Annotated in this window: 15 protein-coding genes and 1 riboswitch; of the genes, 5 read left to right on the top strand and 10 right to left on the bottom strand. The window is 47.4% G+C overall.

Annotated elements, in window-relative coordinates; genetic code table 11:
* Positions 1-67: 67 nt before the first annotated feature.
* A riboswitch (TPP riboswitch) is annotated at positions 68-174 on the bottom strand.
* A gap of 146 nt (positions 175-320) precedes the next feature.
* A complete protein-coding gene (locus G3255_RS14600; RefSeq protein WP_211655135.1) occupies positions 321-1,340 on the bottom strand; it encodes an STAS domain-containing protein in 1,020 nt (339 codons plus the stop codon).
* Between the two features lie 134 nt (positions 1,341-1,474).
* Between G3255_RS14600 and G3255_RS14605 the strand changes: the two genes are divergently transcribed.
* Positions 1,475-1,705: a YczO family protein gene (locus G3255_RS14605; protein WP_211655136.1), complete on the top strand. Its 231-nt coding sequence runs from the start codon at positions 1,475-1,477 to the stop codon at positions 1,703-1,705.
* 67 nt (positions 1,706-1,772) lie between these two features.
* Complete coding sequence (locus G3255_RS14610; RefSeq protein WP_211655137.1) at positions 1,773-2,195, top strand: pyridoxamine 5'-phosphate oxidase family protein; 423 nt, start codon at positions 1,773-1,775, stop codon at positions 2,193-2,195.
* A gap of 26 nt (positions 2,196-2,221) precedes the next feature.
* Here the strand turns inward: G3255_RS14610 and G3255_RS14615 are convergent, their stop codons facing one another.
* Entirely contained in the window at positions 2,222-2,656 is a 435-nt protein-coding gene (locus G3255_RS14615; protein ID WP_211655138.1) for an RrF2 family transcriptional regulator, read from the bottom strand.
* Between the two features lie 216 nt (positions 2,657-2,872).
* Here G3255_RS14615 and hmpA point away from each other — a divergent pair, with 216 nt between their 5' ends.
* Positions 2,873-4,054 carry an NO-inducible flavohemoprotein gene (gene hmpA, locus G3255_RS14620; protein ID WP_211655139.1) on the top strand — a complete coding sequence of 394 codons (1,182 nt, stop codon included), beginning with the start codon at positions 2,873-2,875 and terminating at the stop codon, positions 4,052-4,054.
* 96 nt (positions 4,055-4,150) lie between these two features.
* A complete protein-coding gene (locus tag G3255_RS14625) occupies positions 4,151-4,831 on the top strand; it encodes a hypothetical protein (RefSeq protein ID WP_211655140.1) in 681 nt (226 codons plus the stop codon).
* A 30-nt stretch (positions 4,832-4,861) separates the two neighbouring features.
* Here the strand turns inward: G3255_RS14625 and G3255_RS14630 are convergent, their stop codons facing one another.
* Complete coding sequence (locus G3255_RS14630) at positions 4,862-5,725, bottom strand: VLRF1 family aeRF1-type release factor (RefSeq protein WP_211655141.1); 864 nt, start codon at positions 5,723-5,725, stop codon at positions 4,862-4,864.
* 163 nt (positions 5,726-5,888) lie between these two features.
* On the opposite strand from G3255_RS14630, the gene G3255_RS14635 reads away from it, so the two are divergent.
* Positions 5,889-6,200, top strand: a complete 312-nt coding sequence (locus G3255_RS14635; protein WP_211655142.1) for a DUF3243 domain-containing protein — start codon at positions 5,889-5,891, stop codon at positions 6,198-6,200.
* A gap of 47 nt (positions 6,201-6,247) precedes the next feature.
* Here the strand turns inward: G3255_RS14635 and G3255_RS14640 are convergent, their stop codons facing one another.
* The 7 genes from G3255_RS14640 to G3255_RS14670 all read right to left on the bottom strand — a co-directional run bounded on the left by G3255_RS14640 (position 6,248) and on the right by G3255_RS14670 (position 14,670).
* Entirely contained in the window at positions 6,248-7,522 is a 1,275-nt protein-coding gene (locus G3255_RS14640; RefSeq protein ID WP_211655143.1) for an MDR family MFS transporter, read from the bottom strand.
* 31 nt (positions 7,523-7,553) lie between these two features.
* A complete protein-coding gene (locus tag G3255_RS14645; RefSeq protein WP_211655144.1) occupies positions 7,554-9,683 on the bottom strand; it encodes an ATP-dependent helicase in 2,130 nt (709 codons plus the stop codon).
* 76 nt (positions 9,684-9,759) lie between these two features.
* Positions 9,760-9,936: a hypothetical protein gene (locus tag G3255_RS14650; RefSeq protein ID WP_211655145.1), complete on the bottom strand. Its 177-nt coding sequence runs from the start codon at positions 9,934-9,936 to the stop codon at positions 9,760-9,762.
* A gap of 15 nt (positions 9,937-9,951) precedes the next feature.
* The gene (locus G3255_RS14655) at positions 9,952-10,152 is read right to left on the bottom strand and encodes a YwbE family protein (protein WP_211655146.1); all 201 of its coding nucleotides are present in this window, start codon (positions 10,150-10,152) and stop codon (positions 9,952-9,954) included.
* A 93-nt stretch (positions 10,153-10,245) separates the two neighbouring features.
* Positions 10,246-11,370, bottom strand: a complete 1,125-nt coding sequence (locus G3255_RS14660; protein WP_211655147.1) for a YsnF/AvaK domain-containing protein — start codon at positions 11,368-11,370, stop codon at positions 10,246-10,248.
* Between the two features lie 123 nt (positions 11,371-11,493).
* The gene (locus G3255_RS14665) at positions 11,494-13,542 is read right to left on the bottom strand and encodes a catalase (RefSeq protein ID WP_211655148.1); all 2,049 of its coding nucleotides are present in this window, start codon (positions 13,540-13,542) and stop codon (positions 11,494-11,496) included.
* Positions 13,543-13,698: 156 nt separating this feature from the next.
* Positions 13,699-14,670, bottom strand: coding sequence for a glutaminase (locus G3255_RS14670; protein ID WP_211655149.1), 972 nt, complete (start codon positions 14,668-14,670; stop codon positions 13,699-13,701).
* Between the last annotated feature and the right edge of the window lie 90 nt (positions 14,671-14,760).

Below are 14,760 nucleotides of genomic sequence, written 5' to 3' on the forward strand. Positions count from 1 at the left end.
TGCATGACTCCAAAGCCCATAAAAAAACACCGCTTTCCCATGGGGAAGCGGTGTATGCAGGCAAAAGGAAGCATACGCACCACTTCCCTACGCTGGCATGGTCCAGATCAGGTTCAAGGGGTCCAAGCATTCGCTCGTCTCAGCCAGTCAATTCCGGCTCCCCCAGTGGTCAGCTATGTATAGTTCTAATCGAGCTTATCATTTTTTTCAAGAAATCTCAATATACTAAATAGTTTTTCCTTTAATTTTTATCCAATTTATTCAATAATATCCAAAAAAGCTTTCCCTATGCGTTTCTGCGAATAGGGAAAGTTTTGTGATTAAATTATTGTCTTGCCATTCTGTGCCAAAGCAAAGTGAATGCTGTGTTGAAGTGTACGGAAGCATTCATAGCCTGACAGGTCTACGCCCGCTTCTGTTATCATTATGCTGGTATGCGGCGAAATGCCGGCTAGCACCGTCTTTGTGCCGATCAAATTCGCAGCAGAACCTAATTTTTCGATCAGCATCGCCGCGTGCTGATTGAAGCTCTCATTGAGTCCAGTCAAATCGAGCAGCAAGTAGCGCGCTTTGTATTTCGGTAAATTTTCAAGCGTTTTGATCAATAACTCTTCGGCACGCGCTTCATCGTAACGCCCAAGAAGCGGAACGACGACAATATCTTCCAGCACTGGAATAAGCGGAGAAGAGATTTCACTGATCATGTCATGAAGATCCGCTGTCTTTTCATCCACCAACTGTTCAAGTTCGCGGATTTTCTCCGATTCCTTGCGGCGTGCCAGCGTATGGATGTTCTTTTCAATCGTCTCGTCTGACGGGAAATAGCGAATCAGGCATTCATCATGCCCTTCGATTTGCGAGTGGACCACTTCATACCAAACGCTGCGGTCCAGAAGCGAGCTGAAGATTCCTGCATAATGGGCCGGCAAAAAACTGCCGCCAGTCTTTTTTCCTTGTGCCAGGTTGATCTGATATTCCCAGCTATTTTTCAGCGTCACTTCTAAAGTTCCGGCTGCCATATCTAAGTTGTGGATAGAGGCCACACCCCAGCCAGCTGAAGCGTATGTATTGGTGATGAGTTCAGATGCTTTCAATACTGAGATACCACCCATTTTATGAAAATACTCACCGACTACTTGGCCTTGGCGAAATCCTGTCGACTCCAAAACTACCGCTGCTGCTTCCTCACCCGAAATTTCCTCAATGGAATCAAAGAACATCTTCATAGCAGTAGAGGTCCAAAACAGAACTGCATTCTGCCCTTCAAATAGGAAGCGCCCTTGCGAAAGGTCCCACTCAAAATTCAGGCCGCCCACATTTATTTTCGCTTGTTGGGTCATTGTATAGCCATCCCCATTAATTAGTCCTACCCATTAATCATACGCCAGCCTGTTTGCACCAGCAAGCTCTAATGTTTTAAAGCACTTCAATTAAGGAATAGATAAAGAAGAACGCTAAAGGAGAGGTGCTAACCATGGCAGAAAAAGAACGTTTCAATGAAAAGGAACGCAAATCAAGCGACGGTGCTCCAATGGACAATCCTGAGCAAGTAAAAACCGATAAAGAAACGATGACAGAAATGCATGAAGAAGAAATGAACGTGGACTCCATTCCGTTGGAAGACTTAAAGCAGGACATGCAAGACGAAAAAAATCCGCGTGATACAAAAGATGATTCAGCTAGCGAGGAAAAAAACCCTGACTGACTCTACCTGTGGGCATCTCGCCCGCAGTTTCTTTGACAAATGATATTACCGCAAAGGAGAGATTTGAATGGCACAAGAGCAACTGAAACAGCAAGCATTGAAAATCTTGGAAGACAGCATGATTGGGACTTTGGCAACGATCAAAGACGAGAAGCCGCATTCCCGGTATATGACGTTTTTCAATGACGAGTTTACTTTGTATACAGCTACAAGCAAGCAGACACAAAAAGTAGATGAATTGGAGAAAAATCCAAACGCCCATATCTTGCTCGGCTACGAAGGGGAAGGCGTCGGCGATAGCTTCCTCGAAATCGAAGGTCAGATGTCGCTGCGGGATGACCGCGAAATGATCGACAAAGTGTGGAACGAACACTTGACCGGCTGGTTCGACGGCCCAGAAGACCCGAACTTGATCATCCTGGCAATTACGCCAACGCGTGTCCGTTTGATGAACCGCAAAGGCAAAGACCCCCAAACAATCGAATTATAAAAAAAGCCTCCGATAGCGGAGGCTTTTTACGTGCGCAACAGATCACGCAATCCTTCTTTATTAAATAGAAGATCTTGCAAATTATATTCATCCAATACCGACAAATAGGCATGCAACGCTTTGCCAAGAACGCCGCGCAATCCGCAGATTGGGGAAATCGGGCAAGTATTGGTCTCTGGATTGAAACATTCTACCAAGTGGAAATCTTCTTCCATTTGGCGGACGACCTTTCCGACATTGATATTCTCAGGACGGTCCGCCAATCGGATACCGCCTCCCCTGCCCCTCACCGTTTCGATAAATCCCGCTTTGCCGAGTTCAAACGTCACTTTCATCAAATGGTTTTTAGATATATGATAAGCATCGGAAATTTCCTGTATAGTTGTCAATTTGCCGTCTTCTTTTGTCCCCAAATAGATGAGTACGCGCAATGAATAATCCGTATACATCGTTAATCTCATTGGTTTCACCTTCCCTGAACGTCCATTATACGCGCCGCCATAATTTCTGAAAAGGAAACGCATCTGCAGAATCGGGGCTTTTTCAGCCCATTATTGCATGTGTGACTTTTCTGTGAAATGAAATGTGTCTAAATTTTAAAGATGTATTTTAAATATATCTTTAAAATTCCTTTCGGTTTATAGTGGGATTATAGAAAACAAAAGGAGAGATTGACTATGTTATCCGAACAAACAAGAACCATCGTCAAATCCACCGCCCCTGTATTAGCTGAACACGGAAAAACCATCACAACCGTCTTTTACAGCAATATGTTCGAAGCGCATCCGGAACTCTTAAATATCTTTAACCAAGCAAACCAAAAACAAGGCCGCCAACAAGCGGCGCTTGCCAATACGGTGTATGCAGCTGCAGTGCACATCGATAATCTCGAAGCGATCCTTCCAGCAGTTGTCCAGATCGCCAACAAACACGTCAGCCTTGGCGTTAAAGCTGAACATTACCCAATCGTCGGTGAATATTTGCTGAAAGCAATCAAAGAAGTGCTTGGCGATGCGGCAACAGATGAGGTCATCAATGCCTGGGCAGAAGCATATGGCGTCATTGCCGATGTCTTTATCAGTATCGAAAACGGCATGTACGAAAAATCCGAAACCCAGGAAAACGGCTGGAGCTTCTTCAAAGACTTCACGATTGCGCGCAAAGTGAAAGAAAGTGAAAACATCACTTCGTTCTATTTAAAACCGGCTGATGGCAACAATGTGCCAAGCTATAAAGCTGGCCAATACATCACGCTCCGCCTTGCGATCCCTGGAGAAGAGTTCCTCTTCAACCGCCAATACAGCTTGTCCCAAGCATCACGTCCCGATGAGTTCCGCATTTCCGTCAAACGCGAAGCCGATAATGACCCGAACGGCCTGGTATCCGTCTACCTGCACGAAAACATGAACGAAGGCGAGCGTCTTGAAGTTAGTGCTCCTGCAGGTGAATTTGTGCTCGACGCAAAACGCGAGACGCCTGTCGCTTTCGTCAGCGGCGGTGTCGGCATTACCCCAATGATGAGTATGTTCGAAACGGTTGCCACGCAAACACCGGAACGCCCGGTTTCCTTCCTTCATGCAGCACGCAACGAAACTTTGCATGCTTTCGACAAAGACGTCCAAAAATACGTCGCGACGATGGACAATGCCAAATACAAAACTTTGTATTCCGATGAACCGCAAGGCTATATCACGCGCGAAATCTTGGAAGACATGGTCGATGTAAGCGGCGAAGTGTACGTCTGTGGACCCGTTCCTTTCATGGAGAAAATGATCAGCGAATTGCATGCAATCGGCATGTCTGATGAGCAGATCCACTATGAATTCTTCGGCCCAGCCATCGCCCTGCAATCCGTTTAAATAGCAAAAGCCGCTTTCCGATTCAGGAAAGCGGCTTTTATGATACTTGGCAGTCCCACCCACTTCCGGTAGCATGGAGAAAAAGGGGGAATTGAGATGCACTTGCCTATGGCTGCCAAACAATCACTTCAAATGCAATCTGTCATCGTTGACCGTATTTCTGCCTATCCCTTTTCTTCCAATCCCGAAATATTGATTGAAGAGTTAAAGGATTGGTGCGGGACGGAAAACAACGGGGTCGCAGTTTCTTATTTTTTCCGCCAAATCGCGTTGTTCGTGACAGCACAATTCAGCTTAATCCATAAGCATGGAGGCTATTTCAAGACACCTCCCGAAAATCTGCGCTATGGCCGGATGCACAATTACGGCTTGCCGCTCATTTCGTTTCACGTCGATTCAGCTGACTTCGTCGAAATACCTGCCGGGCAAACAAGTGAAGCTTTCCATTATATATTGATCGGGCAAACAAGCGCACTGCTCGAGCAATTGCGCAACCATGCAAAGATCTCACCGATTACGTGCTGGGAAAACGTACTCGGTTCACTTGCCTGGTATTACGCTACTCTTCAACAGCAGCATCCACGGATAGCCGCAGAAGATATCGACTGGCTGATGGATGACCTGAATTGGGAACCGCTACGCAAATCCCAGTGGCGAAATTTCATCGGCACCACGCCGCTGGAACGGGCAGTTTCCGGGCCGATGCGGAAAACTTGCTGCTTGTATAAAGAATTATCTGCGTTCGGCACCTGCACGTTCTGCCCGCAGCCCAATTAAAAAAGCTCCGGTTAGCCCCGGAGCTTTTTGTTATTTCTCGAACACTTCGTGCAAGATCTTATCTGCACTGTTATTGATCAGGTTTTTGTGGATGCAGCTATTCGGCTTTTTGTGGAGCACTTTCGAAAACGACTGGGCATGTTCAGCTTCTCCGATGACGTGGATTTCTTCCCAGCGCCGCTCTTTTTTCAGCTTCTCGATTTTCGAGCCCATGTCTTTATAGAAGCGGTCCAAGTTTTCTTTCAGGCGATGGTCCAGTTCGTCGGTCGGGCTTCCGCCGCCGCTGCCTCCGATGACCGGGCTATTTCCGCCAGCAGCACCGCCGCCAGTCGACCCGGCGCCGCTGCGCCCTTGAATGCGCCCTGAGCTTCTGACACCTTTTTGTTCTGTCCATACTTCCAGGCCTGCATCGAATTCATAATAGACTTCTTCATTGACGATGCCGACAGAGGTATCGAGCACGCGGATGCCTTTAAAGCTCGGCAGCACAACGCCCGCATATGGATACGCTTTGTAGATATAGCGCAATTGGTCAAGCGCTGGTTTGTTTTCCCATTGGAAATCGGTTTTGACGGAAATCTGCAAATGCTTCACCCAAAACAAATCATCTTGAGTCGAAGCAAAAATAACGACACCCTTCTGGAGGTCGCCTTGATTATCCGTTATTTCCTTTTCCACTTTTTTACGCAATGCCTTGTAGGCTTTCAACTCTTCTTCATCTTTTGAGACGGTCAAGTATTCGTCGAGGCGCTTCAGCCCATTCTTCAGCTGGATCTTCCAGGCCCCGTTCTGTGCTTCACGGTCTGCGGGATTCGTATTGAGGTAGACACTCAGCACACAGCGGTCTTCACATTCGAATTGTTTCAGTTCTTGGATTTCGTCGTATAATGTCATTCACCCATCATCCTCCTTTAATCCTTACTTGTTATCTGAATACCCCAACCGCCCCTACTTAAACGGCAGCCAGCTTTTTCTTTTTCAATATTCGAACGTTTAAATTTTCCAGACTGTGGTAAACACTAACTAGCAACAAAAAATGACGAGGAGTGAATTATACATGGAAAACGTTGATAAAAAAGTAGAAGAAAAATTGAGCAATACGGACAATAAAAAGAAAGAACAGATTTTGGCTGAATTCTCGACTTTCATCGATTATTTAGGCGATAAAGTAGCGATGGGCGAGAAAATGGGCTTAAGCGAAGAACGCATCGCGCAGCTGGCATCTAAAGTAGCTGACTATCTTTCGAAAAAAGAAGATCCGAAAAATAGCGAAGAGTATCTATTGCAGCGCTTATGGCAAGTAGGCGACAAAGAAGAACAACATATGCTCGCACATATGCTAGTCAAATTGGCAAAAGAACAAGACTGATTATACAAAAAGCCTGAGCTTAACCGCTCAGGCTTTTTTATGTCCAACTATACACCCGCAACCGTTCTTTTATCATATAAACGGAACATTGCTAGATAAACAAAGCCGCTCAACACCGCAAATGTGCCGAGGATGATAAAGGTCCAGCCGAACCCGAACCAGGCGGTCATCGGGATCGAGACCGGCGCAATCATCCGGCCGATCGTATAGCGCAGGCTCGCGGCGGCGAAATACTGTCCACGCATTGATTCAGGCGCAAGTTTGGAAATGAAGCTTTGCTGCAGCCCGACGACCATCAATTCAGCGAATGTGAAGACTGCCATCGCTACGAAGAACACCCAAAACCACGAAGTCATCGGGAAAATCGCCATCGATAAGCCGAACAGCATGGCAGAGAAGAAGAACACCCATCTCTCCGGGAACTTGGTCATCCAACGCGTAATGACTACTGTCAAGAGCGCTACAATCAAGCCGTTTTGCGCCAGCAAAATACCGAAAGAAGTTTCGCCGGTCACTGACCATTCACGCCCCAGAAAATCGAGAATCGTTTGGCGATCGATTGTTTCCTTCAAATAGACCGGAATGACGAGATCCAATTGCATAAAGGTTTGCGCCCCCATGACACCCGCAATGACAAACAGCAAAAAGACACGGTCCTTCAAAATGATGCCGTAATCTTTCACTTGCGAAATCAATGCCCCTCTCCAGCCAGTCGCACCGCCTTCTTTCCATTTGTCCATAACTTCTGCCGACAAGGTCTCCACTGTATAAAGACGCAATAACAACCCAAGGAGCATCGAAATGACGGCAACTGACAACAGCAATTCGAACCGGTAGGAGAAGAACAACACCGCACCGAACAGAGGGCCAATGACGACGGCAATATTCAGGGTCGTATAGAACACCGCAAATACATCGCTCCGATATTTTTCCGGAATGACGTCCGCGATCATCGCCTGGCTTGCTGGCCAGTACAATGAGCCGCACATGCCGGCCAAAGTGAACGCTACAAAACTGAGCTCGGGCGAACTGAGCCAAGGCGAGTTTGCCACAGCGAACAGCAAGAATGCAAAGCCTTGCGCCACCGCCGCTGATACGAGCATGCGCTTGCGTCCGAAACGGTCAGCAAAATAGCCGCCAAACAAATTGGCAGCCACGGAAAACATTTGGGAGACGATCAATAAGAGGCCCGCCATCCCTTTCCCGAACTCTTCCGCAAAATATATCGCTAGAAATGGGAACACCATCCAAAAACTTGTATTCATGAAAAACTCGCCCACTAGCCGAACTTTCAGGCTGCGGTTCCAATCCCTGATCTTCATCTATAATGCCTCGCTTCTGCGTCTGTCTTTCTTAAGTTAGTTCAAGCAATTGATATTGCAGACAAATTTCCAATAGAAATTCTTTATGCTCTTTGGCAAACTGGATGCCAACTTTCTCTTCATCCAAATCCGTAATCCGGCCATTTCCGAAGACGCGGTGGCGTATATTTGCGCCCACCCGCAATTCCTCAACGGAACGGACGGCATCGGGATTATTCGGCACAGTAACTTTCGCTTTCGGGGCTTTCGGCGCGGATGGCTTAACGATTCCCTCGCGTTTCATTTTTGGCAAGGCAATACGCCGCACTTCTTCTACAAAACGCGATTCCTTGTCGTAGCTGAGCAATTCCAGATGGCGTTTCGCCCGGGTCATGCCAACATAGAACAAGCGCCTTGCTTCTTCGAGCAACGCGGGATCGTCGGCGTCTTCTTCTGTCGGCACGATCCCTTCGACTAAATCGATTAAATAAACCCGGTCAAACTCCAAGCCTTTTGAGCTGTGCATGGTGGACAAGGTCAGCATATCATCAGTTTTTTCAGTTTTTGCCTGCTTTGTCACTTCTTCCAGCTGTTTTAAGCGTTTTGCGAAATCCATCATCGTTGGAAGCGGTTCGGCGATTTGTTCCAGCGTGCTGAGGATCTGCTGCAAATAATCGAGCTTCATGCCGAATTTCTCCGCGCGGCTTTTGAGCATCTGGTCATAGCCCATATCACGTCGGATGGTCTGGATTACTTTCAAAGGCGGCATGTCTTTTAGCGCATCCATCCATTTCCGCTGTTCCGCGATGATCCGCAGCTGGTAATCCTTCATGGTGACAGCCAAAGTGATTTCTTCGAACGCATGCTGCTTCGTCGGCTGCATCCGCCCTAATTGCTTAAGCTGAGAGGCCGACCAATAGGCGTTCGTCTTCGAAGCGATCTTGGAATATAAGTCTACCCGTTCGGGGCGCAGGCTGAAACGCATGAAATTTAAGATGTCCTGGACAATCCAATGGCTGAAAAAGCGGTTGTCCGCATCTTTCATATAAAACGGTATGCCGAGGCGATCCAGTTCATCCATCAATAAAGTTGAGGAAGAGTTGTTGCGGTACAAAATCGCAACATTTCCGTATTCCTCGAGAGTGGAAAGTTCCTTTAATAAATACTTCAGCTGCGCTTCCTGCGAGGCGAGACGCCGGATAACGATCGGCCCGCCTTCTGGCCTGTCGGTAAACATATTTTTATCATGGCGCAATTTATTCGCTTTGATGAATTGATTGGCCGTACTGACGATGGTGCCCGATGAGCGGTAATTGCGCTCCATTTTCATAATATAGGCATCCGGGTACACTTGGCGGAATTTGAGCAAATAGCTCGGCTCTGCCGCCCGCCACGTATAGATGGACTGGTCGTCATCCGCTACGACGCATAGATTGCGGTGGCTCTCGACCAGCTTTTCAACGATGGCGTGCTGGACCATGGACGTGTCTTGGCTTTCATCCGTCATGACATAATCCCAGCGCTGCTGGTATTTTGACAGCAGCTTGGCGTTGGTATTTAATGCTTCAAAAGCGATCGTCAACATATCATCGAAGTCCACGAGCCTCGGTTCATGGTTCTCTTTGTACTCTTCATAGATGGTTAAAATGTCGATGGCGCTCGGGAATGGTTCGTCCAGTGTCTTCCACTTTTTCTTCGGCACCATTTTGTTTTTCACAAAGCTGATGAACGACACCAATTCTTCCAATTGATCATCGGTAATCGGCTCATCGTTTTCACGGGCGTAGATGTCTTTCAGCAGGCGTTTCTTATTGAGGCGATTCGAATCGGCCCCTTCAATCATTATATAATCATCCGTCGACAAGTATTCTCTCGTGATTTGAAAAGCTAGACTATGTATTGTCGAAAAATCCACCGGGGAAAGCCCAGGGAAAAACCGGGCGTAGCGCTCAAGCATATCAGTTGCCGATGCTTTGCTGAAGGTGATGGCTTTGATACGTTTCGGCTGGACGGCTTTTTCCTCGATTAAATAACCGATCCTCATGATCATGGTCGTGGTTTTGCCGGAGCCTGGGCAGGCGAGAAGCAATAGCGGGCCTTCTGTCTTCATGACCGCTTTTTTCTGTATTTTATTCAGCTCGACACCGAGCTCCTGTTTTTTTCTTTCAAAAAAATCACTCATAATAGACTCCTTTTGCATTGGCAATCTCTTTCATAATAGCACAAAAGCAGGCCCTTTTAAGCGGCCTGCTTTCCATTCAAATAAAATTTCGTTCCTGGGGTTTGGCAGGATCGCCTGTTTGGCGTTTGTCTTTTCTCGTTGCCAAATCTTCATGAACACGCTCTTTTTCGTCTTGTTCTTTACTCGTGCGATTCGCCCCAATTCTTCGCGGGTCAGATGATTGCAGGTCGTCTTGGTTGTGCTGTTCACTCATGCAATTCCCTTCCTTTCACTTGCCGTTTAGAATTTCACAAACACGCCCGACTTGCCCGTCTTCCAAGCGCACTTTAATGCCGTGAGGGTGCGTCGCTGAGTTCGTCAATAAATCTTTGACGACGCCTTGCGTTTTCTTGCCGGTACGCTGGTCTTTTTTCAAGATCACATTCACTTCAATCCCTGGCTTTACGTCACTTCTTTTTTTCCCGTCCATTTTCATCCCTCCAAGCTTGCTTCCATTATAATCGAATTGCCTTAGGCATACAAAAAAGCGGAGGGGACTCCCTCCGCTTTTCATCCATGCTGCTTATAGTCTATCGCGGTCTGTGCGGTCTTTACGGTCAAATTCGTCGTCCTCAACTAAATCGCCGTCTTTATGGATGTCAGCTTCTTCCTTGCGGACAGTTTCGCTGACATGCTCTGTGTCCTGCACTTTATTTTTGCCGATGGAAATCTCTTCAGAGACAACGTCTTTTTTCGTGACATCGACGCGTTCTTCAGAAACCGGTACGTGAATATCTTCACCTTCCGTATAGTTATGCGTGCCAGTTGTATCTTCCTCGTTTACTGGACGGCGCTCGACATATACTTCTTCACGTTCAACCGGTACTTCAAGTGTTTGTTCTTCCTCGACGACATGCTTGTCGACGTGGACTTCGCCCGTTTGAACGCGTTCTTTATTGACTTGCAGGCGCTCTTCATGCAAACGCAGGCGTTCTTCTTCCGAATCTGCACGGTCTAGGTCGCGGTCGATATCTTCGACTGTACGATTGCGGTTTGTCGTTTCGTCATTGAAATCCGAAGTCGCCCGGTGAGTGCCTGTTGAATCGACATCATCTGTTGTACGATCTTCTGTTCCAAGTCCGAATCCTGTTCCACGCTCTCTATCCACTCCAGCAGTTTCAGAGCCCAATGCATCGCGCTCCGTGTTGTACGCTACGTCGTTTTCTTCGTTAGTATCGACTGTCAACCCGTCGCGTGCCACTGCCGAGTTGTCGACTTTTCTCTGGCTCGTCGTGCTATCGACTGTACCTGAGCTTTCCGTGCTGTCGACGTTTCCATAGCTGGTGTTATCGTATGGCGCTTCCCCTTCGTAGTTCGCGCCGAATTCACGGTCTACGAACAAGAGGATCTTGCCGTTTTGTACATCATTGTAGTAGCGGTCTGCTTCTGCTTCGTCTACACCCATATTGGAGAAGGCTTCGCGCGTCGGTTCATTGCCGGATAGGAAGCCCATGAATTTATCCATCCAATTGCCTTCGGATGATTTATAATCCACGTCTGTGCGTCCGCGTACCATTGAAATCTGGTCTTCATTGCGGGCCATCACATACATGTCTTCTTCACGTGAACCTTGCTCTTTCATGTCTTCGATCTTTTTCAGTACTTCTGTTTCTGTGTCGAATGTTCCCATGAATTTATTGTTAGCCATTTCAAATTCCTCCATTTTTTTGAGAAGTTTTTTGATTTCTAGTCTTGAAATTACCCCTCAGGTGTGTTATTAAACATTTTCAGTTTGAAATGTGCCAAAATACTACTTTTCCACCATATTTTATCAAACTTCACGATTCCAATGGCGGTGTGCCGCGATGGCTTCGATAAAGCTGTCTGCAAAGCCTTTCATGGAATCACCTGTAACAACGCCTGGCTCGCCGGTATAACCATTGGCATCCAGCCATTTTTTGCCTTCATGCGTGGCGCCGATCGGTTTGAAATGCCCGAATGCTTCCGTTACATAATAGGCGGCATTTCGTGCGAATTTCTTGCTGATGTCCGGACCACCGACTGCATAGATGGCGTCGAACAGTACCGGGTCTGCAGTAGTGAACGTATGGTCGATTTTCACTTGCTTACCGTTTCCGGCGTCCAATTTGCCTTGCTGTTCGCTGATGATTTCGTATTGCAGGCCTTTGGATTCTAGCTGATCCAGCACTTCCATAACGTCCTTGCCGTTAAAGTCAGGTGCTATAATAACGCCAACTTTGCGCGTCTTCGCGGATTTGACGGTATTTTCCTGGCTCAAAGCCGGCGATTTTTTGCTGGTATCGGTAGTACCGGTCTGTGGAGCTTTAACGCCGATGTTGCCGGCAATTTCCTGTGCCAGCTTGAGATTGACGTTTGCATACATATCCACGACCTGTTGGCGGATATCGATGCTGTCGCATTTACCCAACTCGAAGCTGAACGCTTCGATAATATGTTGTTGTTCCGGCTCGCTCATGCTGTTCCAGAACATCGTCGCTTGCGAGAAGTGGTCTTTAAAGCTGTCGCTGCGTTTGCGAACTTTGCGGCCTTCCACTTTCTCCTGGTAATGGACATATCCTCCGTCTTCTTCGCTGACAGGTGCCGGCGTATGGTTGGTGAAGGAACTCTTCTGATATGACACTTTTCCTTTATTGATCGTCTGGCGGCCATAGCCATCGCGCTGGTTATTATGGAACGGGCAAACAGCGCGGTTAATCGGCAGCTCATGGAAATTCGGCCCGCCTAGGCGGATCAATTGCGTATCCGTGTATGAGAATAAACGGCCTTGAAGAAGTGGATCATTCGAAAAATCAATTCCCGGCACTACATGGCCTGGATGGAACGCCACTTGCTCAGTTTCCGCAAAGACGTTGTCGACATTGCGGTTCAAGGTCATCTTGCCGACGATGTGGATTGGAATCTCTTCCTGCGGCCACATTTTCGTCGCATCGAGCAAATCAAAATCGAATTTGTGCTCGTCTTCTTCCGGAACGATCTGGACGCCCAATTCATATTCTGGATAATCGCCGCTTTCAATAGCTTCATGCAAATCTGCCCGGTGGAAGTCGGGGTTCTTCCCGTTGATTTTCTGGGCTTCATCCCATACGAGAGAGTGCACGCCGAGCGTCGATTTCCAATTGAATTTCACGAAATGGGATTTCCCTTCCGCGTTGACGAAACGGAATGCGTGGACCCCGAATCCATCCATTGTACGGAAGCTTCTCGGAATGGCGCGGTCAGACATCGTCCACATGACCATATGGGCCGATTCCTGATTGTTGGCGACAAAATCCCAGAACGTATCGTGAGCTGTTGCTGCTTGCGGAATCTCGTTATGCGGCTCCGGTTTAATCGCGTGGACCAAGTCTGGGAACTTGATGGCGTCCTGGATGAAAAATACCGGAATGTTATTGCCGACCAAATCGTAATTGCCTTCTTCTGTATAGAACTTGGTCGAAAAGCCGCGTGCATCGCGTACTGTCTCTGCAGAACCGCGAGAGCCTGCTACTGTGGAAAAACGGACGAAGACCGGGGTTTTTTTGCCTTTTTTCGAAAGGAATTTTGCTTTCGTCAAATGTTCAAGCGAATCATAAGCTTCAAATTCACCGTGTGCTGCGAATCCACGTGCATGGACCACGCGCTCTGGAATGCGCTCATGGTCAAAATGGGTCATTTTTTCACGGAAATGAAAATCTTCCATCAAAGTAGGCCCGCGTTCACCCGCTTTTAAGGAAAATTCATCCTCTGATAATTTCAAGCCTTGGTTCGTCGTCAAATCTTTGCCACTGTCGTCTGAACGGAATTGTTCTAATTGTTCGTTCTTGCTGTTTTCATCAACTTTCTTCGGATCTTGTGCCATTTTTCCACTCCTCATCTTTTATGTATTGCCTAGTATTTCTGTACCCCCTCACCATAAACAGAAACAAATAAATAGAAAAATCGAAAAAAACTATGAAAAAAGGCCTTGCAGTGATGTAATTTCATTGCAAGACCCTGCTTGATTTTGGCATTTTTATTAAAAAATACTTAAATCCCATTCTTTTGAAATTTGCCGCAGCATCATTGTTCCGGCAGCGCTGTTTCCTTGCACGTCAATTGCCGGCCCGTAAACGCCGATGCCCGCTCCTGCACGGAATTCATAGGTTTGCGAATGGAGTTTCGGCGGAACGGCTGCCATGATGCCTCCTGAAACGCCGCTTTTGGCTGGAATGCCGACATGCGCCGCAAAATTCCCGGACGAATTATACATGCCGCAAGTGACCATCAATACTTTTGTCACTTGTGCGATTTCTTCGGAAAAATGCTTCACTTTCGTGATCGGGTTGTAGCCGTCGTAGGCGAGTATCAAGCCGAGAAGCGCTAAATCCTTCACTGAAACTTTAATGGAGCATTGGCTGATGTAGATATCGAGCGCTTCTTCCACTTCGAGCTCGAGGAACTTCGCTTCCTTCAAATAATAAGCGAGCGCCCGGTTGCGGTGTGAGGTAGCCCATTCCGAATCGTAGACTTCCTTGTCGATTTCGATAGGATGGCCAAGCAACTCTTCCAGAAAACCTTTCAAAAACTCAAATTTCTTTTGCGCATTCCGCCCCGGGAGCAACGATGAGATGGTAATGGCTCCCGCATTGATAAATGGGTTGAACGGCTTATTTGGCCGATGGATTTCAAACGGCACGATGGAGTTGAATGCTTCTCCTGTTGGCTCCACATCCACCCTCTCCAATACGAAGTCCAAACCATAATGGCAACTGAGCGCCACGAATGTCAGCGCTTTGGAGATACTTTGCAAAGTGAACTCGGTGTCGGTGTCCCCTGCACAATAATAATGTCCATCTTCATCGATCATGCAGATCCCAAGTTTGCCCGGGTCGACTTTGCCCAAGGCCGGTATGTACTGGGCTGTGGTGCCGAGAACGGCATGCCCTTTGTTTTCTTTCACCCAAGCTTCAAGCTGCTCGGTGATGCGCGGATTGTTTTGCACCGCCATCCCTCCTTCAGTTCGTTTTCATTAATCATGACCGAAGCATATCATGATTGTCAAAGCTTGCGGAACGGAATCGGGCGAAAGAAAAAACTC

This window comes from Planococcus sp. MSAK28401 (genome assembly GCF_018283455.1).
GTDB lineage: Bacteria > Bacillota > Bacilli > Bacillales_A > Planococcaceae > Planococcus > Planococcus alpniumensis.

What these genes read in the sequence shown, in the direction of transcription:
- G3255_RS14625 (WP_211655140.1), top strand. Translation starts at nt 4,151, where the DNA reads ATGCACTTGCCTATGGCTGCCAAACAATCACTTCAAATGCAATCTGTC.
- G3255_RS14665 (WP_211655148.1), bottom strand. Translation starts at nt 13,542, where the DNA reads ATGGCACAAGATCCGAAGAAAGTTGATGAAAACAGCAAGAACGAACAA.
- hmpA (WP_211655139.1), top strand. Translation starts at nt 2,873, where the DNA reads ATGTTATCCGAACAAACAAGAACCATCGTCAAATCCACCGCCCCTGTA.
- G3255_RS14650 (WP_211655145.1), bottom strand. Translation starts at nt 9,936, where the DNA reads ATGAGTGAACAGCACAACCAAGACGACCTGCAATCATCTGACCCGCGA.
- G3255_RS14600 (WP_211655135.1), bottom strand. Translation starts at nt 1,340, where the DNA reads ATGACCCAACAAGCGAAAATAAATGTGGGCGGCCTGAATTTTGAGTGG.
- G3255_RS14610 (WP_211655137.1), top strand. Translation starts at nt 1,773, where the DNA reads ATGGCACAAGAGCAACTGAAACAGCAAGCATTGAAAATCTTGGAAGAC.
- G3255_RS14645 (WP_211655144.1), bottom strand. Translation starts at nt 9,683, where the DNA reads ATGAGTGATTTTTTTGAAAGAAAAAAACAGGAGCTCGGTGTCGAGCTG.
- G3255_RS14670 (WP_211655149.1), bottom strand. Translation starts at nt 14,670, where the DNA reads ATGGCGGTGCAAAACAATCCGCGCATCACCGAGCAGCTTGAAGCTTGG.
- G3255_RS14635 (WP_211655142.1), top strand. Translation starts at nt 5,889, where the DNA reads ATGGAAAACGTTGATAAAAAAGTAGAAGAAAAATTGAGCAATACGGAC.
- G3255_RS14605 (WP_211655136.1), top strand. Translation starts at nt 1,475, where the DNA reads ATGGCAGAAAAAGAACGTTTCAATGAAAAGGAACGCAAATCAAGCGAC.
- G3255_RS14655 (WP_211655146.1), bottom strand. Translation starts at nt 10,152, where the DNA reads ATGGACGGGAAAAAAAGAAGTGACGTAAAGCCAGGGATTGAAGTGAAT.
- G3255_RS14640 (WP_211655143.1), bottom strand. Translation starts at nt 7,522, where the DNA reads ATGAAGATCAGGGATTGGAACCGCAGCCTGAAAGTTCGGCTAGTGGGC.
- G3255_RS14630 (WP_211655141.1), bottom strand. Translation starts at nt 5,725, where the DNA reads ATGACATTATACGACGAAATCCAAGAACTGAAACAATTCGAATGTGAA.
- G3255_RS14615 (WP_211655138.1), bottom strand. Translation starts at nt 2,656, where the DNA reads ATGAGATTAACGATGTATACGGATTATTCATTGCGCGTACTCATCTAT.
- G3255_RS14660 (WP_211655147.1), bottom strand. Translation starts at nt 11,370, where the DNA reads ATGGCTAACAATAAATTCATGGGAACATTCGACACAGAAACAGAAGTA.